At 45.9% G+C, this 26,042-nt stretch carries 17 protein-coding genes; 4 read left to right on the forward strand and 13 right to left on the reverse strand.

The window, feature by feature from the left end; all coding sequences use genetic code 11:
- Positions 1 to 433: 433 nt before the first annotated feature.
- Positions 434 to 1,417, reverse strand: coding sequence for an alpha/beta hydrolase (locus tag ACQSGY_RS02720; RefSeq protein ID WP_427050564.1), 984 nt, complete (start codon positions 1,415 to 1,417; stop codon positions 434 to 436).
- A 256-nt stretch (positions 1,418 to 1,673) separates the two neighbouring features.
- Positions 1,674 to 2,903 (reverse strand): RNA polymerase sigma factor, encoded by a 1,230-nt coding sequence (locus ACQSGY_RS02725; RefSeq protein WP_427050565.1) that lies wholly within the window; start codon positions 2,901 to 2,903, stop codon positions 1,674 to 1,676.
- Between the two features lie 302 nt (positions 2,904 to 3,205).
- On the opposite strand from ACQSGY_RS02725, the gene ACQSGY_RS02730 reads away from it, so the two are divergent.
- The 3 genes from ACQSGY_RS02730 (at position 3,206) to ACQSGY_RS02740 (ending at position 6,695) form a co-directional block, all read left to right on the forward strand.
- Entirely contained in the window at positions 3,206 to 4,798 is a 1,593-nt protein-coding gene (locus tag ACQSGY_RS02730; protein ID WP_427050566.1) for a hypothetical protein, read from the forward strand.
- Positions 4,799 to 4,898: 100 nt separating this feature from the next.
- On the forward strand, positions 4,899 to 5,789 hold the full coding sequence (locus ACQSGY_RS02735) for an ABC transporter permease (RefSeq protein ID WP_427050567.1): 891 nt from the start codon (positions 4,899 to 4,901) through the stop codon (positions 5,787 to 5,789).
- Positions 5,790 to 5,804: 15 nt separating this feature from the next.
- Positions 5,805 to 6,695, forward strand: coding sequence for a carbohydrate ABC transporter permease (locus tag ACQSGY_RS02740; RefSeq protein ID WP_111272946.1), 891 nt, complete (start codon positions 5,805 to 5,807; stop codon positions 6,693 to 6,695).
- 161 nt (positions 6,696 to 6,856) lie between these two features.
- Here ACQSGY_RS02740 and ACQSGY_RS02745 read toward each other — a convergent pair whose 3' ends face one another.
- From ACQSGY_RS02745 to ACQSGY_RS02795, 11 genes are all read right to left on the reverse strand, one after another.
- On the reverse strand, positions 6,857 to 8,611 hold the full coding sequence (locus tag ACQSGY_RS02745) for a cache domain-containing sensor histidine kinase (RefSeq protein WP_427050568.1): 1,755 nt from the start codon (positions 8,609 to 8,611) through the stop codon (positions 6,857 to 6,859).
- A gap of 47 nt (positions 8,612 to 8,658) precedes the next feature.
- Complete coding sequence (locus ACQSGY_RS02750; RefSeq protein WP_427050569.1) at positions 8,659 to 10,290, reverse strand: response regulator; 1,632 nt, start codon at positions 10,288 to 10,290, stop codon at positions 8,659 to 8,661.
- 195 nt (positions 10,291 to 10,485) lie between these two features.
- The gene (locus tag ACQSGY_RS02755; protein ID WP_427050570.1) at positions 10,486 to 11,973 is read right to left on the reverse strand and encodes a glycoside hydrolase family 30 protein; all 1,488 of its coding nucleotides are present in this window, start codon (positions 11,971 to 11,973) and stop codon (positions 10,486 to 10,488) included.
- A 103-nt stretch (positions 11,974 to 12,076) separates the two neighbouring features.
- Entirely contained in the window at positions 12,077 to 13,441 is a 1,365-nt protein-coding gene (locus ACQSGY_RS02760; RefSeq protein ID WP_427050571.1) for a glycoside hydrolase family 30 protein, read from the reverse strand.
- Positions 13,442 to 13,497: 56 nt separating this feature from the next.
- Positions 13,498 to 15,138, reverse strand: a complete 1,641-nt coding sequence (locus tag ACQSGY_RS02765; protein ID WP_427050572.1) for a sugar ABC transporter substrate-binding protein — start codon at positions 15,136 to 15,138, stop codon at positions 13,498 to 13,500.
- A gap of 54 nt (positions 15,139 to 15,192) precedes the next feature.
- Positions 15,193 to 16,080: a carbohydrate ABC transporter permease gene (locus ACQSGY_RS02770; RefSeq protein WP_111272952.1), complete on the reverse strand. Its 888-nt coding sequence runs from the start codon at positions 16,078 to 16,080 to the stop codon at positions 15,193 to 15,195.
- A gap of 14 nt (positions 16,081 to 16,094) precedes the next feature.
- The gene (locus ACQSGY_RS02775) at positions 16,095 to 17,081 is read right to left on the reverse strand and encodes an ABC transporter permease (RefSeq protein WP_427050573.1); all 987 of its coding nucleotides are present in this window, start codon (positions 17,079 to 17,081) and stop codon (positions 16,095 to 16,097) included.
- 215 nt (positions 17,082 to 17,296) lie between these two features.
- Positions 17,297 to 18,319 (reverse strand): LacI family DNA-binding transcriptional regulator, encoded by a 1,023-nt coding sequence (locus ACQSGY_RS02780; RefSeq protein WP_427050574.1) that lies wholly within the window; start codon positions 18,317 to 18,319, stop codon positions 17,297 to 17,299.
- Between the two features lie 199 nt (positions 18,320 to 18,518).
- Complete coding sequence (locus tag ACQSGY_RS02785) at positions 18,519 to 20,897, reverse strand: glycoside hydrolase family 95 protein (protein ID WP_427050575.1); 2,379 nt, start codon at positions 20,895 to 20,897, stop codon at positions 18,519 to 18,521.
- A 233-nt stretch (positions 20,898 to 21,130) separates the two neighbouring features.
- On the reverse strand, positions 21,131 to 22,096 hold the full coding sequence (locus ACQSGY_RS02790) for an alpha/beta fold hydrolase (RefSeq protein WP_427050846.1): 966 nt from the start codon (positions 22,094 to 22,096) through the stop codon (positions 21,131 to 21,133).
- Positions 22,097 to 22,796: 700 nt separating this feature from the next.
- Positions 22,797 to 24,095 carry an NCS2 family permease gene (locus tag ACQSGY_RS02795; protein WP_427050576.1) on the reverse strand — a complete coding sequence of 433 codons (1,299 nt, stop codon included), beginning with the start codon at positions 24,093 to 24,095 and terminating at the stop codon, positions 22,797 to 22,799.
- A gap of 437 nt (positions 24,096 to 24,532) precedes the next feature.
- On the opposite strand from ACQSGY_RS02795, the gene ACQSGY_RS02800 reads away from it, so the two are divergent.
- Positions 24,533 to 25,894 (forward strand): alkaline phosphatase, encoded by a 1,362-nt coding sequence (locus ACQSGY_RS02800; RefSeq protein WP_427050847.1) that lies wholly within the window; start codon positions 24,533 to 24,535, stop codon positions 25,892 to 25,894.
- Positions 25,895 to 26,042: the final 148 nt, after the last annotated feature.

The following is a 26,042-nucleotide window of genomic DNA, read 5'->3' on the forward strand; positions in this document are numbered from 1 at the left end:
CATGGGTGATCTCCTTTTGTGAGAGTCGTGGATAACATGTGCCACACTTTTACATTAGGGGATTTTTTTATGGTTTGGAAGTCTAAATTCACTTTTTTTTGCTGATTATTCATGTCAGGTTTAACGCATGACTAGTGTTCGTAGAAACCTTATTTTGGGAAAAAGTCAGCTTTTCGATGCCAATCTGAACGATTCTCATGAAATAGCGTCTCTGGGAATCGTTAGCGGTAAAAAAGCTGCCATATCGACCAAATAAGGCTTCACAGAATCGTTAGAGCCTAAGACCTATAAAGTTTTGCATTTTCGCAGCGTGTGCAGCTCCTGGCACACGCTACTCTCCAGGTTGTTCTGTCATCGGAGTGGATGGTGTAAAATCTTTAGTTCAACTTATATAGCTAATCCCCTTTTCAAAAAGTCGGGATATTTCCTGCGGTTACATCCTGCTTTCCATGAAATCCTTAATTTTATCTGCAATTTCGCTGGAGTGGGAGCGATACAGATAATGATCAGCCTCCAGCAGAACGATCTCTCCCTGCTTGGAATTCACGATCTGCTTCTCATGCTCCGAAACCCATTCGTGCACTACAGGGTGATTCTTTTGCACAAAGAAAAGCACTGGTAAATCCGCAGGAAACGTTAACGCTTTAGCGGTTTGAAAGTTGGAATACATGCTTACCGCTTCGTTTAATTGTGTGTCATTATACATATTTTTGCGAATCAAAATGTATAGCTGCTCTTGGGTCTTCTCATCATAAGGCAGCCCTTCATAAGGGTTGTCACCCAGCTTCAATTGTAAACGGGCAAACCCCAGGTTGCGGAACCATTTCACCGGTACAATATCCGATGTTTCCACTTTCTGTTCGCTGAGCGATGGAACACTGTGATCCAGCCCGATAAATGCTTCTACCTCGTCCGGGTAACGGTTCACATAATCCAGGCTGTAGAGCCCGGAGATGGAGTGAGCCATGAGAATATAACGATCTGCGCCGAGGCTTTGTAACGCTTCGTGAATTTCGCTGCTGATATTGGCTGTACTGCGCTTCTTGTCGGTCTGATCGCTCAATCCGTAGCCAAAAGGTTCAATAACAATGACCTTGTAATCAGACTTCAGCCTGGATAGCAGTGGTTTGAAATCAAGTGCAGGCGAAGCCGTGCCAAAGCCAGGCAAAATGACGATCGTTTCTTCCCCTTCTCCCTCAACAAGCACATTCATCTGTTTTCCGGCAACCGATACGAGCTGCCCGTAGGACTCAAGCTTTTGCATTTCGGAATGGCTGCTAACTCGATTCACGGTATACACAATACCAATGAACAGCACAATGGCCAATGCGATGATCATGATGACTTTCAGCAAAATACGCAGTATACGCCGTAATTTGGAATATGGTTGTTGATGTTTATCCTTCGTATGAGTCAAGAATCTTCATCTCCTTCAATGATGTAAACGCACCCGTCTGAACCTTTTCATAACCGTTGAATGATTTCTCATTTGAGCTATTCCATTGTAATGAATGAAAATGTCCTGTTGATGAATGAAACATGAACAGAAGATGAACTGGAGACTACACCAAAAAACACCTTCAAGCAGGTCACTCCTATGCTGCAACAGAGTGAGCCCTTATTGAAGATGTTGTTGAAAATACGTATCGTTGTACGTTTAATTACCGAACAGGTTAATTTTGCAAAGAGTCAACGATTTGTTGATGCAGTGCCGCCTCAGAACAATTCAGGATGCGTTCAACCTGCTGCGGATTACGAATCAGCTGATTCATCGCTTCAATCCCATATGTTTCAAGCACAAACTCAACGAACAGATATGAGAATTGGAAGCCTTTTTTGGCTTCAAAATCCCATGTATCATCTTGCAGCTGAGCAAAAGTCGGAATCGCATGGTTCCAAACGGTCTCTTTAATCGAGCTTTGGATATATTCCGGGGTCATCAATTTGGCTTCGTAACCGCCAATCCCTTGTCTGATCCATTTTGGGGCCTTAGGATTAATCTCTTCAATTATCCACATCGCAAACAGGTGAACGGTACCTTTGATGATGGATTCATACGTGTGCTCAGGGCCTGGATTCAGCGGCGACACGATTTTCAGAATCTCATCCTGATATGTCCCCGTAAACCAGTTCGGTGCATCTTTTTCCCCGACAGCCTGATGAAGTGTGGGTAGATCAGAATACATCTCAATGATGACTTTTCGTGAAGGCTGATAATGATATTTGACCGCGAGTCGTTCAACCTGTGCATCAAGTTCTGTGAAGAGGTCGTGATTCGCTTTTTTCAACTGATCGTCTGAATGTTCGGAATTTCCTTTATTAACAATTGAAATAAATTGCTCCATTGACATGTTAGCCATGCTCCCCCATCCATTTAGTTCATTTTTGAGCTTTGCAAGTGCGCGGTACAGCCTGTTCTTCACTGCACTCTCCCGCATGCCCACCAGATTTGCGATCTCAGGCAGCGTACAATCTGCAAAAAATCGCAGCGCGATAATCTCCTGATCCTTCTCACCCAGCTTCTTCAATGCCGCTCCAATGTCGATACGAAAGTCAACATATTTGGTAAATTCAAGAGAAATGGACTGTGATTCCAGTTGTGTAAAGTCAAGTGGTGTTTCGTGCTGGCGTGCAAGCCTGCGATATTCATTTTTGAGCGTATTCTGGGCAATCTTGAAGACCCATGTGAAAATATGGGCGTTGCCTTTAAAACGATGCATGTTCTTGGCGGCTTTCAAAAATACCTGCTGTGTAAGATCATCCGCAGAGGCAGCATCCAGTTTCATTGAAAAGTATCGGCTGATGCGATCACGATATCGTGAATAGATGTATTCGATCGAATGTGTGCTCTCCTGTTCATCCGGTTGAACAGAAGTTAAAACCTGGTCCTGAGCGCCTGACATGGTGTAACCTCCTCTTGATTTACAATGAATTAGACACCGAAGCACAACGAATAGCCACAAGTATTTCTCAAAAATATGTATACGTCCCCGTCTTGCCACCAGCTTGCTCAGGTCAAAAAAGTGCAATGCAGTTCAAATAAGTGCTGCCCACTAACCTCCACTGGCTCTCTCACTACCGTTCAAAGTAAAAAATCATACAGGTTCTGGTCAATTCCGTTTATATCCTCTCCCTGTATTCTCCATTACAATATCTTCAAGTACAACATTTATTCATGACAACTTGAATCTGAGGGGGAACGTTAATGAACAAAAAGATGAAGCTTCTGGTGCTGTCCATGAGCATGTCCGCTCTGCTCGTTGCAGCGTGCAGTGATGGAGGAAAGAAAACACCGACGGATGCCGATCAAGACGACACAGGCGCGGTCACCATTCACACCGTAACGTCTGAATACAGCTCGGCAAAATATCCAAAAGGCGACGATATTACCAATAACGTCTGGACACGCCGTTACAAAGAGAAATTAAACATTAACGTCAAAACGGACTGGGTGAGTGATGAATATGAAACCAAACTGAATCTGGCCATCTCATCGAATGAGCTGCCTGACGTATTTCGCGTAAATCCTTCTCAGCTTCGTCAGCTGGTTGAGGCCGATATGGTCATGGACTTGACGGAAGCATTTGAACAGCATGCCTCGGAGAGACTCAAATCTTATATGAAAGCGGATGCAGACAGTTATGAATCAGGGAAAAAAGACGGCAAGCTCTACGGCATCCCGCAGATGCATTGGGGGTTGATTGATCAGCCGGACTTCATCTGGATTCGCAATGACTGGAAGGAAGAGCTCGGACTACAGGACCCGAAATCGGTAGATGATATTGAAAATATTGCTCTCAAATTTATGGAAAAACACGGTGGATACGGCATCGCTGTAGATCAATCCCTTGACTATCTGAACCTGCTTGCCATTGCCTGGAATGCACATCCAGACATGTGGATTGATGACGGCTCGGGCAAACTGACCTACGGCTCCATCCAGCCCGAGATGAAGGTCGCGCTTGCGAAATGGGCCGATTGGTACAAGCGGGGTATCATTGATCCGGAGTTTGCGATCAAGGACTTTAATGCGATGAATGCAGATATAGTTGCAGGCAAAGTCGGCGTTCAGCCCTATTATCAGTGGTGGGGTTATAACCCTGGCGTTGATACGGTCGCGAACCTGGGCAAGGACGCCATCTTCTATCCGTATCTCATTCCAACGGTGGATGGCAAGGAAGCGAAGCAGTCTATCTTTTTTGCAAACAACAATTACATCGTCATGAAAAAGGATGCTGCCAATCCGCAGGCAGTGATAGAAATTTTGAATGATTATGCCTATATCGTAGATGAGGGCAACGGCAAGGAATCACCAGAGACTCTGTCCGCTCTGCTCGACAATGATATTGCACATGTTGTTGGCGCATTCCGTGTGCTTAACCCGAACTCGGACTATGAGCAGTATGAGGCTGTATCCAAGGCTCTGGAAACAGAGGACACCAGCGGGCTCACCACTTCAGGCATGTGGCAGAAATATAACAACAGTGTGGAGTTCAAGAAAAATGCTACACCGGGATCGGTTGGCGATTATTTGCAGCAGGGTGCTCCCAAAAATGCATATGGTCTGGCGAAAAAAGTGCTCGACAGTGAGAACTATATCAAAACGGCACTGTGGGGAGTATCCCCCGAAGCGCTGTCCAGCTATGGCACAACCCTGGATGATATTTTGACCGAAGGTTTTACGAAAATCATTATGGGTAGTGAAAGCATTGATTATTTTGACGTTGTGGTACAAAACTGGCGTGCAGCCGGCGGGGATACTGCGATTGAAGCAGTGAACGAAGCCTACGGCAAATAAAGCATCTGCAGTGTGAATGCCGAGGGGTTGAGCCTGTTCTCACCCCCTCTTTTTGATAAAGGTTACAACTGATCCAGTTATGCCGAACGGAGGAACAGCCATGCTGAAAAAATGGAAGCAGCAAAGTCCGTATCACCTCATGTTAATTCCCAGTGTCGTGCTGGTATTTATTTTTAGCTACATCCCGTTCTATGGGCTCATTATTGCGTTTCAGAAATATAACCCCGGACTTGGCTTCAGCTCTCCCTGGGTCGGATGGGATAATTTCACCCATGTATTCAACCAGCCTAATTTCATAAGAACGATCTGGAACACCCTTTACATGTCCATCTTCAAAATGGTTGGGGGGATCGTTGTACCGGTTGTATTTGCGCTGCTGCTGAATGAGGTGATGCATAACGGAATCAAACGCACCTTTCAGACCCTCGTGTATATCCCTAATTTTCTGTCATGGGTTATTATGGCGGGCATTATGCTGGACATTCTGAGTGCCGATGGCATCGTGAACACATTTCTCAGTCTGTTTGGCGTTAAACCGATCTCCTTTCTTGGCACACCTTCCATTTTTCCATGGACGATGATTTTGAGTGATATCTGGAAGGGATTTGGTTTTGGCACGGTAGTCTATTTGGCAGCCCTGACCAGCATCGACCCGGGACTATACGAAGCCGCAGTTATCGACGGGGCCAAACGCTGGAAGCAAACGATCTATATCACCCTGCCTCTCCTGATGCCAACGATTGTTTTGATGTCGGTTCTATCACTGGGGAACGTGTTAAATGCCGGTTTTGATCAGATTTATAATCTCTATTCACCTGTGGTGTATCAGACCGGGGATATTATTGATACTTATGTGTACCGTCTCGGTATTCAGCAGGCACAATATTCGATTGCAACCGCGGTTGGTTTATTCAAATCGGTCATCTCCTGTATTCTGGTCGCTGTTTCTTACATTCTGGCTTATCGCGTGGCAGGTTATCGTATTTTCTAAGGAGGGCACATTGGCATGGTTTATGATAAAAGTATAGGCAGGCGTCTCTTTCATATATTAAATTACACGATATTGCTGACCATCTCACTGCTCTGTGTCCTGCCGTTTGTGAATTTACTCGCCGTGTCCTTCAGCAGCAGCTCGGCGGTATCAGCGGGCAGTGTGACGTTCTGGCCCATTGAATTCACTACAAAGGCTTACGAGTTTGCATTATCTGGCGGGGCATTTTATTCCTCGCTGTGGGTTGCAATTCAGCGTACCGTTCTGGGCACACTGGTCAATCTGGTATTGATTGTGCTCACAGCCTATCCGCTCTCCAAAACCAAACAAAAGGTTGCGGGCCGAAACCTCTACATGGGCTTTTTCATCGTAACGATGCTGTTCAGCGGCGGGTTGATTCCTACGTATCTGGTTGTTGTCAAAATGGGACTGATTAACTCCATCTGGTCTTTGATTCTTCCGGGAGCTCTGCCTGTGTTCAGCATGATTATTCTGATGAACTTTATTCGAGGCCTGCCTGAAGAGATCGAAGAATCAGCCATCATTGACGGGGCTGGCCCCTTGCAGGTACTGCTTCGAATTATGCTGCCACTTCTCAAGCCGGCTCTCGCAACCGTTGGTTTGTTCAGCATCGTGGGGCATTGGAATTCCTGGTTTGACGGCATAATCTATATGAATAATCCGGCGAACTATCCGTTGCAGAGCTATCTGCAAACGTTACTCCAGAGCTTCGAGCAGATGATGCTGAAATCCGGATCAGACTATACCCATCTGTTGTCTATGATGAATGCGAGAACAGGACGTGCAGCGCAGATGTTCCTTGGTGCAATCCCGATCCTGCTGATCTATCCGTTCTTGCAGAAGTATTTTACCAAAGGGCTGGTGCTTGGCAGTGTCAAAGGTTGAGGACGTGTAAATGAATAGTTTAAATTATATAGTGATGCAAGCATACAGAGAAGGCCCGCAGATTCGTCTGCAGGCCTTTTCTTCATTTTCTTCCACACTTAGCCTAAAGAAGAGGTCATTATTATCGTATAAACGTCTCCCTTAAACTCGAAGGTTATTCCTTACTTGTTCTCCGGTAAACAGGTGATCGCAGGCAGCAGGATCTTAAATGTAGTTCCTTTTCCAATCCCACTGTGCACCTCTACCCCGTACGGACTCCCGAAATGAAGCTGAATCCGGCGCTGTACGTTATAAAGTCCAATACCCCGCCCGCCGTTTCCGGGTTCGTTTCTGTCCTCCATCAGACTTCGGATCGTATCCCCGTCCATACCTGTACCGTTATCTCGAACTTCAATACAAATCTTGCTGCCCTGCGGCCGGATTCGAATTGTGATTACACCATCCTCTTCCACCTCCACCAGACCATGAAAGAAGGCATTCTCGACAATAGGCTGCAAAATCATTTTGGGCATAACATAATCCAGTAGGCTCTCTTCAATCTCATACTTCATCTGGATACTGCCATAATATCGGACATTCTGAATGGTCACATAATGCATAATGTGAGTCAGCTCCTCCCGAATTCGGACAAGACTGCCATCCGATCTCGTTGCATATCGCAGCATGGAGATGAGTGCATCGATCATATCTACGATCTTGTCAGCATGCTGCATGGATGCAATCCACTTTACAGAGCCTAAAGTGTTATACAGAAAGTGCGGGTTGATCTGGTCGTGCAGCGCCCGCATCTCGGCAGCGGCCTTCTCAACCTCCTCCTGCTGCATTCGTTCAACCATACGTTTCAATTCATGAGACATACGATTAAATCGGGTCGACAGATGACCGATCTCATCGCGAGAGCGGATATCCTGTACATGCTCGAACTGTCCCTTTTCGACGAGCCGAATGTTGTTCAGCAGCTTTTTGATAGGCCTTGTTATCACATGAGACAGGAAAACAGAAATGACTGCGGCAAAGAGTGACATGACGATGGCCAAGGTTACGAGATTGCGGCCTAAAATTTTGCCATCGGCGGTCAGCTCTTCAAGCGGCATATAAACATATGTAGTCCATTTCTGCTGACTGAGCGGACTCGTCACAACCACATTGTAGGCTTCAGACGGGCGAACGTTATCCCGAAACAAGGTGCCGATCAGCTGCTCATTGACGTTGTACACAATCTTCTCATCTTCGTCGATAATCATAAATCTCGAGCGAAGCCCTTCCTGCAGGTTGCGGTTGACGATCTCAATAAACTTGATATCAATGCTGACAACGATGACACCAAGCAGTTTCCCGTTAGACACATCATGAATCTTTCGGGCATGGGATACGGCGAGCACTTTATTTTCCAGCTGCTTGTCCAGCCGGGTGGTTAACGTAATCGTTCGATCATCATCATGCATGAATTTTTTGAACCAAAGCTCGTTTCTGACGTTAAAGGTAGGGTCAATCGGTTGGTGCGGACTTACAAACAGGTCTTGTCCCCCGTTCATATTATACAGATAGATAGAAAAAACACGATCCTTCATCATGATGTAATTCATAAGGATGTTGTATGCGGCAATCTCATTGTTTTCATCACCTACACGCAGAAAATCCTGAATAGGAAAGCTGCCTTCATGGGTAGCCGACAAGCTGTCACTTAGACCATTGCTCGCAAGCAGGGTGATTTTTTCAATCTCCTTCAGAAACTCGTCGATGCGAATATTAGTCTGTTTGGTCAAATCAGTGAGCAGAGTTGTATAATTTTGCGACAATAAACGTTCAGAAGAATAATAGGAATTAATCGTCATCACGAATACGGGAAAAATAATAACGATGATGCAGATCACCATAATTTTGTACTTGATCTGGAAAGGCCGGATGTGCTTCATTCCTTACACCTCGATCTGATGTAATATCCATTATTCGGGTTTACGAATTAGTGCATATGCTGCTGCTCCCGATATTCTTCTGGCGTAAGACCCGCATTCTTTTTGAAAATTTTACTGAAATAGGTGTAGTTGTGGTATCCGACCTTATCGGCGATTTCATATACTTTCAGCTCTCTATTGAGCAGGTAAGCCTTCGCGTGTTCAATACGAACCCGAGTCAGGTAAGAGATAAAGTTCTCCCCCTTCTCTTGCTTGAACAATCGACTTAAATAGGACGGGTTCACGTTAATCTGGCTGGCTGCACTTTGCAGCGAAATATCCTCTGCATAATACTTGTGAATCAGATCAATGGCGAGGTCTGTATAGGAAAGCTCCTGTGCAGATTGCGAATAAGCATGAAACGTATCTAACATATGAGCTACGACGTTGTTATGGATTTCGTGCCAGCACTCTCCATACAGTACAATTTCATAAGGTGATTGCCTGGAAACGGGGAGCTTGCTTCGTGATGAAACATGTAATAAGTGAGCATGCATCGTCTCCATCATTACAATGTACTGCTTGCGAACACTGCTCTCATCCGCTTGCATGGTCAACAGTTCAGAGCGAATTTCATCCATAAATTGCTGCATGCCCTCCTTGTTCTGGCTGACACAAATCTTTTTGAATCGCTGTTCCTGCTCTGTGTTCAGCATAATGACAACCTCTTGCCTGCCCGGCTGCTCACGTACTTGCTGAACATGTAAAATCGGATGAGCACCCGCGAAAAATCGTTCTTCTAATGCGGCCTCTGCTTCCTGACATGCCCTGCGTATCATTGTAAAATCAGGCACAACCGAGCTTACACCTGCTGTAAGAGACAGGTTCATGAAATCCTTTAAAGAGGACATTATTTTACGAATAAGTTTGTCCAGATCAGTCTGTGTGGCTTTCACGTCAGATTCGACGCTTGAACCTGCGTTCACCACAACCCAGTATTCGGCTGAGCTCTCCACAAAAATCTCCTTGGCCCATCGGGAAGGAATCACTTCCTCCATTATGTTAAGGATAGAGAAACGAAGCAGCTTCTCCCCTTTTTCAATGTACTTGCGTTTGACCTGCTCCACATGATTGACGATGAATTTGATGACAACCAGATCGTCTGACTGAATGCGAAACTGAAGCTCCTCTGCTTTGAGTAACATGTCGTGATTAGATATGAATCCGCTTACAATATCTTGGAAAAAGCTATCTTTCAAGTATCGGAGACTCTTCGAATAATCTGCTGACGCAGGCGGGAAACCGTGTATAAGCTTCTGCTCGCTCTGCAGCTTCTCACGAATCGTCTCCAGCAGCTGGATGAGCGAATGCTCGTTGATTTCACTTTTGATCAGGTAATCTGCAGCACCGAGCTTTAATGCCCTTTTCACATAATGAAGCTCGTCGAAATTGCTGAGAATGACGTATTTGCAATGTTTTATTACATTGGACGCTTCCTGAATCAGCTGCAGTCCATCCATGACAGGCATTTTAATGTCGGTAATGATCAGGTCTGGAGCCTTTTCCAGCGCCATCTCCAAGGCTTCTCTTCCATTGCTGGCCTCACCCGCCACGCAAAAGCCGTGCTCTTCCCAATTCAGCATCGAGCGAATGCCCACACGCATCAGCAGTTCATCTTCCACAATGATCAGTTTATACATGTATGTCCTCCAAAGTTGTTATTTAACACTGATTTCTTCATTCTAGAATTCAAGTGCTTATATGTCCCCCTTGTAATTTATTCGGAGTGAATACACAAAATCCCCTTAAAAGAATGATAAAACGAATAAAAGACCGCTAAGTTCAGCGGTCTTTGGTTTGCGGAGACGTTTCACGCGTATGTTTATTCCGTTTTTCTACCATTTGTAGGTCATGGCCGATTTCCCTGGGATGGTGACGGTGAAACTTTGGCTGCCCCATACCACTTTCACACTTCGGGATGAACTGGAAGCGTTATATGCAACCACCACTTTAGTACCGTCCGGATTGCGAAACGCTACATTTCTCACTTCTGTTCCGGTGTTGCTGTCTATCCGATATGCGCCAGGTACAACAAACTTACTGAAATGACCTAGTAAATAATACTGTTTGTGATAGGTTACCTGGTTCTCGGGATTGTCGTTCCGATTGTCCGAATTACGAATCATGAGCATGCCTTTGTTACTGTTATTGGGTGATAACAGAGCGGGACCGTCGTTCTGATCCAGAGCTGCATTCCAGAGGATGATGGATTTGGACCAGTTTCGTGTAATGTTGATAAACTCATTCATCATGTTATCAAAGCCAGCCGCAGTCCCGTTCGGAGGATCATTCCAGTTCCCGAATCCACCCTCTGTAAACCAGATATCCTTATCTGGATGACTGTTATGCAGTGATGTCATCTGAGAGCCATCCCCGCTGTCATAATGATGGAACGCACTACCTGATACGTAGCTGCCTTTGCCTGAGTTTTTCAAGCTTGTAATGACTTGATTCGGAAAATCCCAATCCAGAAAGTTGTGGTCAAAGGCGATAATTTTGGTGTTCATCCCGGCGCTACGAAGTGCAGGTCCGAGGTAATCGCCAATAAAGCCGATCTGATCAGGGATGTTCATTCCCATGGATGGATAATGAGAGGGCTCATATAGTGGTTCATTCTGCAGTGTAACCGCATAAATCGGAACACCTTCAGCCTGATAGGCTTCGATGAATTTTTTAAAATAGTTCGCATACGTGCCATAATGCTCTGCTCTCAGTTTACCTCCATTCAACTTCTCGGAATATTTCATCCATGCCGGAGCACTCCAGGGAGAGGCCATAACTTTAATCTGCGGATTTTTGGCTAAGGCTGCTTTGACCATCGGCAGAATATAGGGCCTGTCGCGTTGAATGGTGAATTGGCTAAGTGAATTATCATTAGGAGCATCCGCATATGTGTAGGCCGCCCATGCAAAATCAGAGCTGCCCAAAGGCTGTCTTAACATACTAAGCCCAATGCCCGTATTTCCAAAAAGCTTTTCCATAACCTCTGCCCGCTTGTTTGCATCCAGCTTGTAATTCATCAGCCAGGCAGATGAGTCTGTCAATGAGACACCAAAGCCATCCATCTGCTGGAATGTTCTGTTCTCGTTGACCGTAATGGTTACCTCTGCGTTGGCAGATGCATTGTCAAAATGCTGAGAGGCTATTCGGGTCAGCCTGGCATCGGATCGCAGCCCCACTGCAGGCTCTGTATGGGGATCGGCGGTCGAAATCCACACCTCTACCTGTTCTCCTGCGGCTTGTGTGGTGCTGACAGCACCTAAACTGGAAATAACCAGACATATAGAGAGCAATCGAATCAGCCTTATTTTCCAAACCTTCATGAAACCCTCTCCTTCTCATGATCATCTGAGGCATCCAGTGGAAAGACTGCACGTGTATTACAGACAGGAAATAGGCCCTCACCTCCAAAACTATTCTAAATTTCTAGCTCTTTAATATCGACAGTGCACACTTGGGCTCCATCGACAGATTAACCTGCTCTCCTTCCTTCATCTGCACCACAATTTGTTTGCTTTCCTGCCCGTCGTTGAACAGGACCAATGCTACAGATCCGTCTGTGTTGCGGAAAGCAACCGTAAATACTGTATCATCACTGGATATGGAGTGAATCTGGACTGCTTTGGGGCGGATAAACGTACTGAAGTGAGCCAGCGCATAATAATCGAGCGTATACACAAACTCGCCGGTTTGCTGGTTGATCTGTATGATCCCCCGGCAAGTGCTCCGTCCAAATCCAGGCACAGTGGGTCCGTTCTGCTCATCCAGTGCCATATTCCATAAAATCATGGACTTGCTGTAATTTCGAAGAATCTGAATACCGGTTCGTATCACATTGGAGAACGCCTGTTCAAATGGAGGTATCCACTCTCCGCCAGACCCTTCTGTAAAATGCACCTCTTTACCTGCAAAAGCTTCATATACCTCGCTCTGTGCAGCCGCATTGCCGCCATACCAATGCCAGGCAACCCCATCGACAGCTTCTCCAGCCTGCTCAAGCACTGTAAGCGGATAGTCCGGGCGATCCCAGTTATGGTCATAACAGAGGATTTTGGTCTGGAGGTTATTGCGTACGAAAGCGGGCTTCAAGTGGTGCTGGATAAACTCGGCCTGTGCTTCGGCAGGCATCAGCATGCCGGGGTAATGCCCAGGCTCATACAATGCTTCATTTTGCGGTGTAACGGCATAGATGGGCAGACCGTGCGCCGCGTAAGACTGAATGTACTTTACAAAATACGCTGCATATGCCGAATACCACTGGGGTTTTAACTGGCCAGTAATCATCGACCCGCTTGTTTTCATCCAGCCTGGTGCGCTCCATGGCGAAGCAAACAGCTTTAACTCAGGATTAAGAGCCAGCGCCTGACGGGTTAACGGAATGATATCTGCTTCATCATGGGCAATGCTGAACCCGGACAAATCCGGGTCAGTTTGATGGTCGGGCAGATCATTATAACTGTAGACCGTGCGTGCATAATCAGAAGCGCCCATCGGATTGCGGATCACAGACAAACCTATGCCTTCCACAGGATGAAACAGTCGTGTCATCACTTCGACCTGCTGTTCCTCAGTTAACTTCTGATGCATCAGATAGGCAGCGGCATCCGTAAACGAAGCACCGAAACCATCCATCTCCTGATACGTTTCACGATCATTTAATCGAACGCTTACAGTTGAAGCGGCATGGGCTGTGCCCGTATTCTTTGACAGGTCAGCACGGCATTGCTCCAGACTTACGGACTGAAACAGCTCATTCTCACTTGTAGTCCTGTATATTTTATATGTGGTCATTGCGAAGCCTCCCTGTTCAGGTGTGGATTGTGAGACGGTTTATGGAGTTCAGCTTATTAAATGCCTAATTTTTCTTTGTTCTGCTTCATCTTCTCGCTGCGAATCTTCACAATGTCCGGCCAGCGATTCTCTTCAAGGAAGGTTTGGTACGCAGCAAGCGCATTTTCAAACGAGGCATCGTCTTTGGCCCGCAGCATGCTGACAAGGGTAGAGTTCCACTTCGTCTGGATCGCTGACAGCGCACGGGCTTCGGGCGTTCCCAGATTTGGATTAATATTTTCCAAAATAAAATGTGGTGTCAGCTTGCCTTTGCCCCATTCCTGCATCTGCTTGATGGCCTCTGGGAAGGCATCTGCGCTCAGCGCTTTATGACGGTCATGACCAAAGAACATAAACTCGCCCATGCGGTAATCCTTTTTGAATTGATCCGCGTTATGCAGCTGCAGGTCCTTCACCGCGGGGAGTAATTCTACCGTACCATCTGCTTTCTTGGTAAACGTCTCTCCTTCAATGCCGTAATTCATCAGCATCTGTCCTTCTTCACTCAGCAAATAGGTGAAAATCTGGATGGCCTTTGCCGGGTCCTTGCAATCCTTGGAAATAAAGTTGATCATCCAGCCTGTAATTCCGGATTGATTCAGCGTTGGTGCATGCCCCTTGGTGCTCTGCGGTCCGTCAATGGCAATATACTCCTTGCCTTCATTAGCACTCATATAAATCTGGAGATTTCCTCCCTGTTGAGGTGTACCGTCCAGCAGCATCGTAGCATATTTGCCCGACTTGACCTTCTCTTCAAAAGCCGTCCCATCATCCGCAAAGCTGTCATCACTAATATTGCCATCTCTGTACACTGCGTTTATTGTTTTCAGCCAGGTCAGGTAGTCTTCGTCCAGATTACGATCGTAGAACTCGCCAGTGTCCGTCTCCAGCGGCACGCCGATAAAATCCTGAAGTGTATCCCCCAGTGAACCTGTGCCTTCACCAATCGCATTAAAACCAAACGGAATTAAGGAAGGGAACTTTTCCTTGACCTGCTTCATGACACGCTGGAATTGCTCGGGTGTGCCCATAACTGGACTGCCCAGTGCTTCGTATACATCCTTACGAATGATAAAAGCTGTTTTCGCTGGAATGTTACCGCTATCATAATCCTCTTGCGTGTTCGAATAGTTAGGGTAACCATAGGTTTTACCGTCCTCCTGCTGGAACCAGTTCAGCGTGTCCGCAGCAGCAACCTTATTGAAATATGGATCATATTTCTCGGCCAGATCATTCAGGGGCATCGCCCAGGTGGAGGCCTTGTGCACTACGGCTGAATTGGAATCAAACACCGTCAACAGATCAGGCATATCTCCCCCTGCAAAAAAGGTATTTAATTTCGTGTCATCTCCTGTAATGAACTTGATATTAATATTCAAATCCTCCTTGATTTTCTTCGTTACAATATCTTTGCCAAAATCTGTATTCCACCAGTCTGCATTCACATACCATGTCAGATCGGTAGCTTCTTGCTTCTGGTCGAGCGTCCAGGCAGGCTTATTCGGATCAACCGTATAACGGTCTTCAATGGAAATCCAATTGCCTTCACCCGTACCGCTGGAGCCCCCGCTGCATCCGGTAACCATGAGAACTGCTGCCAGCAGCACTGCAAAGCCCCTTACTCCTTTTACTTTGGACCATCCATGAAAATTGAACATGTGTTTGCCTCCTCATTATGAAATGCAAATATGCAGATGTATTGGGTTGCTTCGTTATTCCTTTACCGCTCCAAGCATCATTCCTGATATAAAGTATCTTTGAAGGAGAGGATAGATCAGCACGATGGGCAGCGTTGTAATTACAATCGTGGCGAGCTGCACCCCTTTGGTTGTCGTTTCAATAACAGCTGATCCGCCAATGTTTTGCATGGATTGTGTCTGTGACTGGACAATAATTTCATATAACATCATCTGAAGCGGATATAGCGATTGATCTGTGATATACAGCTTGGTGGTCATGAAGTCATTCCACTGGCCAACCCCGTTAAACAGAGCAATGGTTGCCATCGCCGGCATGGAGAGCGGAATAAATATTTTCAGAAAAATATGCCAGTCTCCCGCCCCGTCCATCTTGGCTGATTCCTCCAGAGAATCGGGGACATTGCGGAAGAAGTTCATCAGAATAATGACATCATAGAAGCTGAACAAGGCGGGGATAATGTACACCCAGAAGCTGTTGAGAAGCCCAAGGGACTTGATCAGCAGGTATGTTGGAATCATTCCGCCGGAGAAAAACATCGTAATGACACCCATCGTGACGTATAATTTGCGGCCGCGCAAATATTTCTTGCTTAGACCATAGCCAACCATGGCACAAAAGAAAACATGTGTTGCTACACCGATCGTTGTTTTGGATACAGAGATAAAAAATGCCTGCCAGATGCTGGAGTCGTTGAACACGGCTCGATAGTTTTCCAGCGAGAACTCGGGGGACCAGAAGATGAATCCACCTTCTGCTAGGGCTCTGCCGGAGCTAAAGGATGAGATGATAACATTCCAGAGCGGAACGACAATCACAATCGTACATAGCAGCAGCAGCATGACATTGACGGTATCGAAGACCCGGCTGTCCAGATCTTCCTTTGCCACCTTTCCGTTCACGGGGAGGCCTCCTTCTACAGCACTGATTGATTGTCATTCAGTTTGCTTGTAATTTTGTTTGCGGTGACCAGCAGAATGACAGACACGATTGAAACGCCCAAACCTACCGCGGTTGCGTAGGAAAAATCACCCTGTGACATCCCCATGCGATAGACATAGGAATTGATCACTTCCGCCTTTTCACGGTTTTGCGAATTCATCAGCACCAGCGTTTGATCCAGATTCGAGCCAAGCAGACCGCTGACCGTCAGGATCAGATTCAGACTGATGATGGATTTCATGTTAGGCAGAGTAATGTTCCATATTTGCCGCAGCCGGCTGGCGCCATCTATTTTGGCAGCCTCGTAATAGGTAGGATCGATCTTTGACATAATGGCGAGATACAGAATCGTACCCCAGCCGGCTTCTTTCCAGATATCGGACAACGTGGCAATCCACCAGTACTTGCCTGCGTCCAGCAAAATATTTTGCGGCTGTGAGATGATGCCGAGTCCAACCAGCAGCTCATTGAACAATCCCGTCGTGGAGAACCAGGTAATCAGCATGCCGCCGAGTACAATCCAGGAGAGAAAGTGAGGTAAATATGAAACCGTTTGCACGAATTTCTTGAAGCGTCCGCTATTTAACTCATAGATCATGATGGCCAGTATAATCGGGATGACAAAGCCGATCCCCAGCTTCAGAAAGCTGATGCCCAGCGTATTGACGACCGCGTCCCAGAAATATTTATCAGACAGAATAATTCTGAAATTATCCAGACCAACCCAAGGTGCAGTAGAAAGGGTATCAATAACGGTGTAGTTTTTGAAAGCAATGGTCAACCCATAGATAGGTATGTAGCAGAAAACAATCATAAAGATTATGCCGGGTATAACCATGGATTGAATCTCCCATTGCCTGGCGTAATCGGCCCAGAATGCCTTAAAGCGCTGAGCTAACGGCGGTTTGCTTCCGGGCTGGTGAGGCTGCTGCTTGCTTGCCGCAGTGGTCAGATGACTCATGTATTCGCTTCTCCCCTCTGCTTATATAGTTTAATAAAAACGTTTTTATTTTTGTGTCGAAAACTCCTTTCCCTGGAATATATAAGTTGAACTAGAGAGTTTACACCGTGCACTCCGGTGATAGAACAACCTGGAGAGTAGCGGTTATGCCCGTGTAAACCATAGTTCAACTTATTTGGATTTTGAGAGAAAAGAACTTCACTCTACTACAGCTATCATTTACGCACGTCTCTTCGGTCCATTTTCACATGGCTTGAACCTCTTACAATAAGCTCTCCTGAGAGCTTCTGTGCGACTCCTTGCTCCTGCCCCTTGATCATATTGACCAATTGAGTAACCGCCAGAATACCCTGTCTTGCAATCTGATTCCGTACCGTTGTTAGTGGCGGAGAGTAATACTGAGCAATATCAATATCGTCAAACCCCACCACACTGATATCGCTCGGTACCTCATATCCATGTGCTTTCAAGGCTTGGATGCAACCAATTGCACTCAGGTCATTGCCGGCCAGGAAGGCATCAGGCAGCTTGCCCGGCTGCAGATGAATGAAGGATTTGGTGGCGCTGTAGGTGGCTTCCTCCTCGAAGTAGCCTTGAATAATGTAGTCTTCATCGACAGGCAGCTCGTATTCACGCAGCGCCGCCAGATATCCCTCTTTCCGCTGCACGCTGTCAAACATCGTATCCACACCGCAGATATAGGCAATTTTCTTATGCCCGAGCCCGATCAAATATTTGGTGGCTTCGTAGCTGGCTACGTACGAGTCAAAAATAACACTCCCCATACGTTCGCTTTCATATTCACGGTCGAGAAACACGGCCTTGATCTTGTCTTTCTCCATAGAAAGAATGTCCTGTTCATCAATTCGAAGCTCTTCGTAAATAATAACGCCATCCACCCGTCTGCCCAGAATATTGCTCATAATGACATGTTTATCCCGGGTAACAAATACATTCAGTCCATATCCGAGACGGTCACATTCACGCGACATCGCTTCAACAAGCTTGTAGAAATAAGGCCCCGATACACTCGTAGTGAAAAAACCGAGCATTTTGGTTTGTCCCGATTTCAGAAGTTTGCCATTCAGATTCGGTATGTAGTTCAGTCGCTCCGCCACTTTGAGCACATGGGACTTGGTCTCCGGGTTCAATACATCCACACCATTCAACGCATTCGAGACGGTAGAGATCGACACGCCAGCTTCTCTTGCCACATCTTTGATTGTGATTTTTCCCATAAGTTCCGGTTCCTTTGCTATAAAAACGTTTTAATACATTCAAAATAGCATAAAACCGTTTTCATTACAACCTTAAACTTACGGAAAAAAGCCAAAAAGAAAACCGCTGATCGAGATTGATCAGCGGCACATGATCTCCAGCGCTTCATATTGAATACGCTGAAGGAAGGTTCATAAGATTAGGTTCATGCGGTTCATTCTATTCAAATGAGATAACATAGGTTTGTCCTTTTTGCGTTGGCACGCTTATTAGGCCGTTCTGCTCCGCGTGTGTTTCTACTTCAGTCTCATCGAGGCGCACCTTTAAGCCTGGCGCAGATTGCAGATAACATACATTACCTGTATGTGAGAGAATTTCAGCTTCAATCAGCTTGCCATTCTCCCAGCGCAGGCTGACCTCGAACCCGCCCCTTGCTCTCAAGCCTTTAACATAACCTGTAGACCATCGCTCTGGCAGTGCTGGCAGGAACTCCAGATATCCTTGATGGGATTGCAGCAGCATCTCGGCAATACCCGCTGTTGCTGCAAAATTACCGTCGATCTGGAACGGCGGGTGAGCATCAAACAGGTTGGCATATACCCCGCCCTGCTCATGTTTGCCTGGCTCATGCGCCTTGACGAGGTTCAAGAGATTAGAGATCAGCTGCTCGGCACGGCTGCCTTCTCCGAACCTTGCCCACAGACCGATTTTCCAGCCCAGACTCCAGCCTGTTCCGCCATCGCCGCGAATTTCAAGGGAAGTGCGGGCCGCACGCATCAGATCAGGAGATTTTTTGTGGGTAATCAGCCTTCCAGGGAATACACCAACCAGATGGGAAACGTGGCGGTGCTGCGGATCTTCCTCAGTGAAGTCTTCACTCCACTCCTGAAGTCTTCCCTGTCCATCGATTTGCAGTGGAAGCAGCTGCGCCCTTTTTGTACGCAGAAGTTCAACGAATTCGCTGTCCGTATGCAGCACATCTGCTGCCTCAATACAGTTATCGAACAACTCCGCAATAAGTGAAATATCCATGGTAGTTGCTTCACTGACCGCCGCCTGTTCACCATTAACGACAAATTTCATCTCTGGTGATGTGGAAGGTGATGTAATGAGGTGTCCTTCTTTATTTTCGATCAGCCAATCCAGACAGAACATAGCAGCATCCTTCATAATCGGGTAGGCCGTTTCCTGCAAGAACTGTTTATCTTCCGAGAATGCGTAATGCTCCCACAGATGCTGTGTCAGCCACACGCCGCCCATCATCCACAGTGCCCATACCGGATCACCTGCGCCATAATCTCCAACTGGAGCCGTCTGTCCCCATATGTCCGCATTGTGATGAGCAACCCAGCCTCGAGCACCGTAGTTGATCTCTGCGGTTTTGCGTCCATTGACTGCAAGCTTGCCAATAAAATCAATAAGCGGTTCATGCAGCTCGGCCATATTACATGTCTCCGCAGGCCAGTAATTCATCTCGGCGTTAATATTTAACGTATAGTTGCTGCTCCAGGGAGCCCGTGTATCCTGATTCCAGATGCCCTGAAGGTTCGCTGGCAGTGTTCCCGGTCTGGAGCTGGCAATCATCAGATAACGGCCATAGTTGAACAACAGCTCTACCAGGCCTGGATCACTGCTGCCGTATTTCTCAATCCGTTCATCTGTAGACATGTTCTCAGGTGCAATGCTGTCACCCAGATGTAATTGAACACGATTGAACAACGCCTGGTGATCCTCAACATGACGTTGACGCAGATCCTGGTAATCATGTGCCATAATCTGTTTTATGACGTCTGCCGTTTTGGCTTCGGGAGAGATCAGCTTGCCACTGCCCTGCTCTCCTGCCCCATAACTCGTAGCGCCTGCAAAATAAATCACTGCTTCGGTAGCATCAATGATTTGCAGCTCACTGCCGTTTGTATGCAGTGTGCCACCCCGATGAGAAACAGCAAGTCTGCCATGGAAGGACATCGCTTGTGTAGAAGCAGGGTCACCATAACGCACAGGAACTTCAACATCATGATAGTTGGGGGATACATATTCTGGAGCTGTACCCGACAACTCGAATTGAGAATTCGCAACCGAGGTTGTATGTCTTAATGGGCTGCCCAGTCGAGTACGGAAGCTTAATCTGCCTTCCTTGCTTGCTGTCAAACGAATGACGATGCCTTGATCGGGATGTGAGGCGAAGACCTCTCGATCATAACACACGCCGCCAATTTCGTAGGAAACGCTTACAACGCCTGTTGATAAATCAAGCTTGCGTTGATACGTTTTCCGCTCACATAACTGACCATGCTCCATAACCAGCTCCAGATCACCGAATGGAAGGTACGATTGTGTGAAAGGCCCCATCATTTTTTTACTCAGCAGATCAGCCTCTGCATACTGTTTATTCGCAATCAACTCTCTGATCCGAGGCAGTACTTCCCGAGCTTCCGGGTTGTTCCAGTCCTGGGCATAGCCTGACCATAACGTATCCTCGTTTAATGCAATGCGTTCCTTTTCGATACCACCAAAGACCATTCCGCCCAGCTTGCCGTTGCCGATAGGCAGTGCTTCAACCCAATAGGTGGCTGGAGAACCAAACTGAATATTCATGCTGATTGTTCCCTCCGAATGCACTTGTATTTTGGAGATGTTCTGATAACTTGTTCAGCAATCATTATATCTTTCATTTCAAGGAGAGGATATATAATTTGATAAAAATGGTGTGGAAAAACTTAAACGAATGACAAATATAACTTAAAATCCCAGATCGATCTCTTTATTTCTATAATTGAGAGCACAAAAGCGTCACCAGGTCGGCGACGCTTTTCTATATCAGAGTATTATTACAGTTTAATATGTTGCATATATGCTTTGAACTGCTCGGCAATCTCTTTATACTTCGTATGATGCAGGTAGTGCGAGCCCTCCATCGGAACCAATTTGCCCTGATCGGATTGTTTGATCTGCTGCTCATGCAGCGGCAGCCAGTTCGGATTTTTGTCGTTGTTGGATTGCACAAACAGCAGCATCGGCAGCTCACGCGGATATATCATGTTCTCTGCATTTTTAAAGTTAGAACCCAGATTTTTCAATTCATTTATTAGCGTTGAATTTGTGGAAACCTGATTCGAGATCAGGTTCATCTGCTCCTTGGTATGCTCATCGTAGTCCATTGCATCATAGGGATCTGCGCTTACCTTTTTAATCAATCGCATCAGACCTGAGGATTGAAGGAACTGCATGGATTTCAAAGGCAATTTCGCATCCATGCCAGGCTGATTCGGAACACTGCTGTCAATGCCAACAAAGGCCATTACTTCATCTGGATATTGCTTCACATAGGAGACACCGTACAGTCCTGTGATGGAATGACCCATCAGGATATACCGTTTAAGACCAAGCTGTTCTACAGCTTCATGAATTTCGCTGACAATGTTCTCCGAGGTGCGCTCCTTATCGGTACGATCACTCAATCCGTAGCCGAAGGGTTCAATCGCTACCACTTTATAATCGGAGGCCAGTTGATCAATCAACAATTTAAAATCCAGTACAGGCGTAGGGGTTCCCTGCCCTGGAAGCAATACAATCGTCTGCTCACCGTCGCCCTGTATGGATACATTCATTTTTTTACCATCCACTTGCACGTACTGTCCGTAAGAGTCAATTTGTTTTTTTTCAATGCCGTTGCAAATCACATTGACCACAAACACTATGCCCATGAACAATGCAAGCGCTGCGATGATTCCCCCGCCTATTTTAAATAATAACTTTCGTTTTCTTCCCGGCTTTTTCTCTTTCTGTTTGATCACTACATTCTCTCCCATTGCAATCTTCTCCTGTTCCTTGAGTCTAACAAAGAGTCTTGCTGACTTCTGTTTTGTACAGTATAAGCTGGCAAGATGTCGTCACAATGACGCCAATATGAACGGAGTATGAACAGGAATACAGGCTGAAGATATAAATAGATTGTTCGACATAGATAAATTGAACTAAAGAAACGACATTATACCGATTAACGGTTCATGATCGTCAAAGCGCGTTGTACTGGGTCAAGAATACCAGCCTTGGCAGGCAGTTTAAGTCGAAGAGGGAAGGCTAACGATCCCCATAGAGCTTATTTTCCCTGAATCGGGGACATTTGAATTCTAACGATCTCCAGGAAGCTTATTTCATTCGAAATCCTGAAAAATGAGCCTGATCAAGCTGGTTTCAGCACAATAGCGTCTCTGGGGATCGTTAGAATTTTCCAAAGCCCGAATATGCCGAAATAAGGCTTCTCCTGATCGTTAGCGCTCGCAGTAGAGGGTGGCAGACTTGCACTTGCCACTTGCCATGAGCGATGGACGATATTTGATTAATGTGCCTGGATTGATGAGCATATTGGAGTGGATTGCGTACATTCTTTAGTTCAACTTATATAGATACATGAAATGAGTATATCAAAAAAAGAGAACTGCTTTATTGAAAGCAGCTCTCTCTATGCATTTCAGATTCATTTCAAATCGTCTCTTAATGATCAAGGAAAACAAGTTGAATAAAGAACAGTATCGCGAAAATATAGAAGATCGGATGAACATGCTTACCTTTACCCCGAAGCAGCTTGAGCACAGGATAGAAAATAAAGCCAATACCGATGCCTGTTGCAATGCTGTGAGTCAGTGGCATCAGAATAATGATCAGGAACGCCGGGAAGGCCTCTTCGAGATCACTCCAGTCCATTTTGCTAATGACACTGATCATGAAGAACCCGACTATAATCAGGGCCGGAGATGTGATTGCCGGAATGCTGGATATAACACTCACAATCGGGCTGAAAAACAGAGTCAGTGCGAGCAGTATACTTACAGTCACCGCAGTCAGTCCTGTTCTTCCTCCAGCTGCAACCCCTGTACTGGACTCTATATAGGCCGAGGTCGGACTTGTCCCGAGCATGGCCCCCGTCGTTGTACCCACAGCATCTGCCAGCAGCGCACCGCGGGAACGCGGGAACTTTCCGTCTTTGAGCAATCCGGCTTGTTCTGCAACGCCCAGTATCGTTCCGGTCGTATCAAATAAAGTAATGAGCAAGAAGGTGAAGATGATCGTATACAGCCCATTGGAAAAAACGCCTGCGAGATCCATTTGGAACGCGGTTTCCCCAAGACCCGATGGCATGGCTACAATGGAATCGGGCATTTGGAACAGACCCATGAACCAGGCAATGATTGCCGTAACGACCATACCGATGAAAAGGTACCCTTTCACATTGTAGGCCATCAGCGTAACCGTAATGATTAATCCGATAATCGTCAGATACGTCATAGGCTGCGCCAAATTACCAAGTGTAATCAGGTTCGATTCCGAATTTGCGATAATGCCCGCATTTTGCAGCCCCACGGTTGTAATAAATAATCCAATACCTGCTGTAATGGCATGTTTGAGACTCGCCGGAATTGCATCCAACAGCATGTAACGAAATGAATTGAGCGACAGAATGATAAATAAAATCCCCGCAATGAATACGGCACCCAGTGCTGTCTGCCAGGATACGCCATATCCCTGTACAACACTAAACGCGAAAAAGGCATTCAAACCCATGCCAGGTGCAATGACGATTGGGTAGTTGGACCACAGTCCCATAATCAAAGTTGCGACAATACTTGCCAAAATCGTAGCAATAAATACCCCGTTGAAGCTCATTCCTGTGCCGCTAAGAATTCCGGGATTAACAATTACTATGTATACCATCGTGAAAAATGTAGTAATACCAGCAATGATTTCTGTCGAAACCGTGGTGCCTCTTTCCTTCAGCTTAAACCAGTTGTTCATTGTAAAGCCAGCCTCCAACTTTCATATTGTTCGTTCTGCATGAATCCTCATTGCCAAAAACAAAAAATCCTAATTCACATAGGATTGGATTTCTTTAGCTCCTATATTCGTCATTAGGATCAAAATAGCTCCGAATGTAAAGATAAGGAAATCTATTGTTTGTTATTAACCTGAAGTCCATTTCGAATTTTATTAAATATGACATGCGTTGTCAATGAAATAACGAGTTTGTTCACATTATTTACGAACTATTTTATGAAAATATATTTTTATATTCGTTTTTAAGGGGTCCATTGCCCTTGTGAGACTATTTTAATTTTACATTCATCATACAATGATGATGGTTTTTATTTACAAATGAATGATAATCTTCATAAGGATCAACAAATGAACAAGGCTTCATGCATTCATGTTAGAGATATAACGAGGAGGAATTTATTGTGAAATTGTCCAAAAAAACATTGCCCGCATTCGCATTAACCCTGGCTGTATCAGCCTCTGCCCTTTTGTCTGCCGGGCCAGCAGGAACTGTTCAGGCTGCGGGTGCAGCAAAGAAACCGATCAAAAATATTATATTCCTCATCGGAGACGGGATGGGAACCTCCTACACGTCAGCTTACCGGTATATGAAGGATAACCCTTCAACCAAAGTCATGGAAAAAACGATTTTCGACCCTTATCTCGTCGGTGCACAAATGACGTATCCGGATGATGACAAGCAAAATGTGACCGATTCTGCTTCCGCAGCAACGGCCATGTCCTCGGGTGTGAAAACATACAATGCAGCCATCGCGGTAGACACGAATAAAAAATCGGTCAAAACCGTGCTGGAGCAAGCCAAACAAATCGGTAAATCCACTGGCCTGGTAGCCACTTCGGAGATTACACATGCCACTCCTGCTGCTTTTGGCGCGCATGACATCAGCCGTAAAAACATGGACGCCATTGCCAATGATTATTTTGATGAGATGATTAATGGCAAGCATAAAGTGGATGTGCTGCTGGGCGGTGGAAAAAATAATTTTGTTCGCAAAGATCGCGATCTCACCAAAGAATTTCAAAAAGCAGGATATAGTTACGTCACCGACCGTACATCCCTGCTTGCAAACAAAAATAAACAGGTGCTGGGATTGTTTGCTGACGGCGGACTCGACAAATACATCGACCGTACAAATGCAACGCCTTCACTTGCCGAGATGACCAATTCAGCAATTGATCGCTTGAAAACAAACAAAAAAGGATTTTTCCTTATGGTTGAAGGCAGTCAAATCGACTGGGCAGGCCATGATAACGATATTGTGGGTGCAATGAGCGAAATGGACGATTTCGCCAAAGCCTTCAAAGCTGCTATTGATTTTGCCAAAAAAGACGGCCAGACACTCGTAGTGGCTACGGCTGACCACTCTACAGGCGGTCTTACACTCGGCAAAGACGGTGAATACAATTTCTTTGTTGATCCGATCAAAGCGGCAACTCGTACACCTGACTTCATGGCTGCCCAGATTGCCAAAGGGGCTTCCGTAGAGGAAACATTAAACAAATATCTTAAACTGGAGCTGACAGCTGAAGAGCTTCAATCCGTTAAAGATGCTGCCCAAAGTGCTGATGTTACCAAAATTGATGATTCCATTGAAGCGATTATCAATAACCGCTCCTTCACGGGCTGGACGACAGGTGGTCATACAGGTGAAGATGTACCGGTTTATGCATATGGTCCTGGAAGTGATCGTTTCTCCGGCCTGATTGATAACACGGACAATGCAAAAATCATTTTTGATATTTTGAAAAAGAGCAAGTAAAACGAGTTCTAATTGACTTGAAGTTTAGCTTGCCGTTTCAGTTTAATAAAATACGCCTTTAAATTAGAAACCCTTCCTTGCTTTCAACAAAAAAGCAGAGAAGGGTTTTGATGTTGATGTAATCACTGTTGCCATTAAGTATAGTGGA

Origin of the sequence: Paenibacillus sp. TC-CSREp1 (assembly GCF_050171015.1) — a bacterium.
GTDB classification, from domain to species: domain Bacteria; phylum Bacillota; class Bacilli; order Paenibacillales; family Paenibacillaceae; genus Paenibacillus; species Paenibacillus silvae.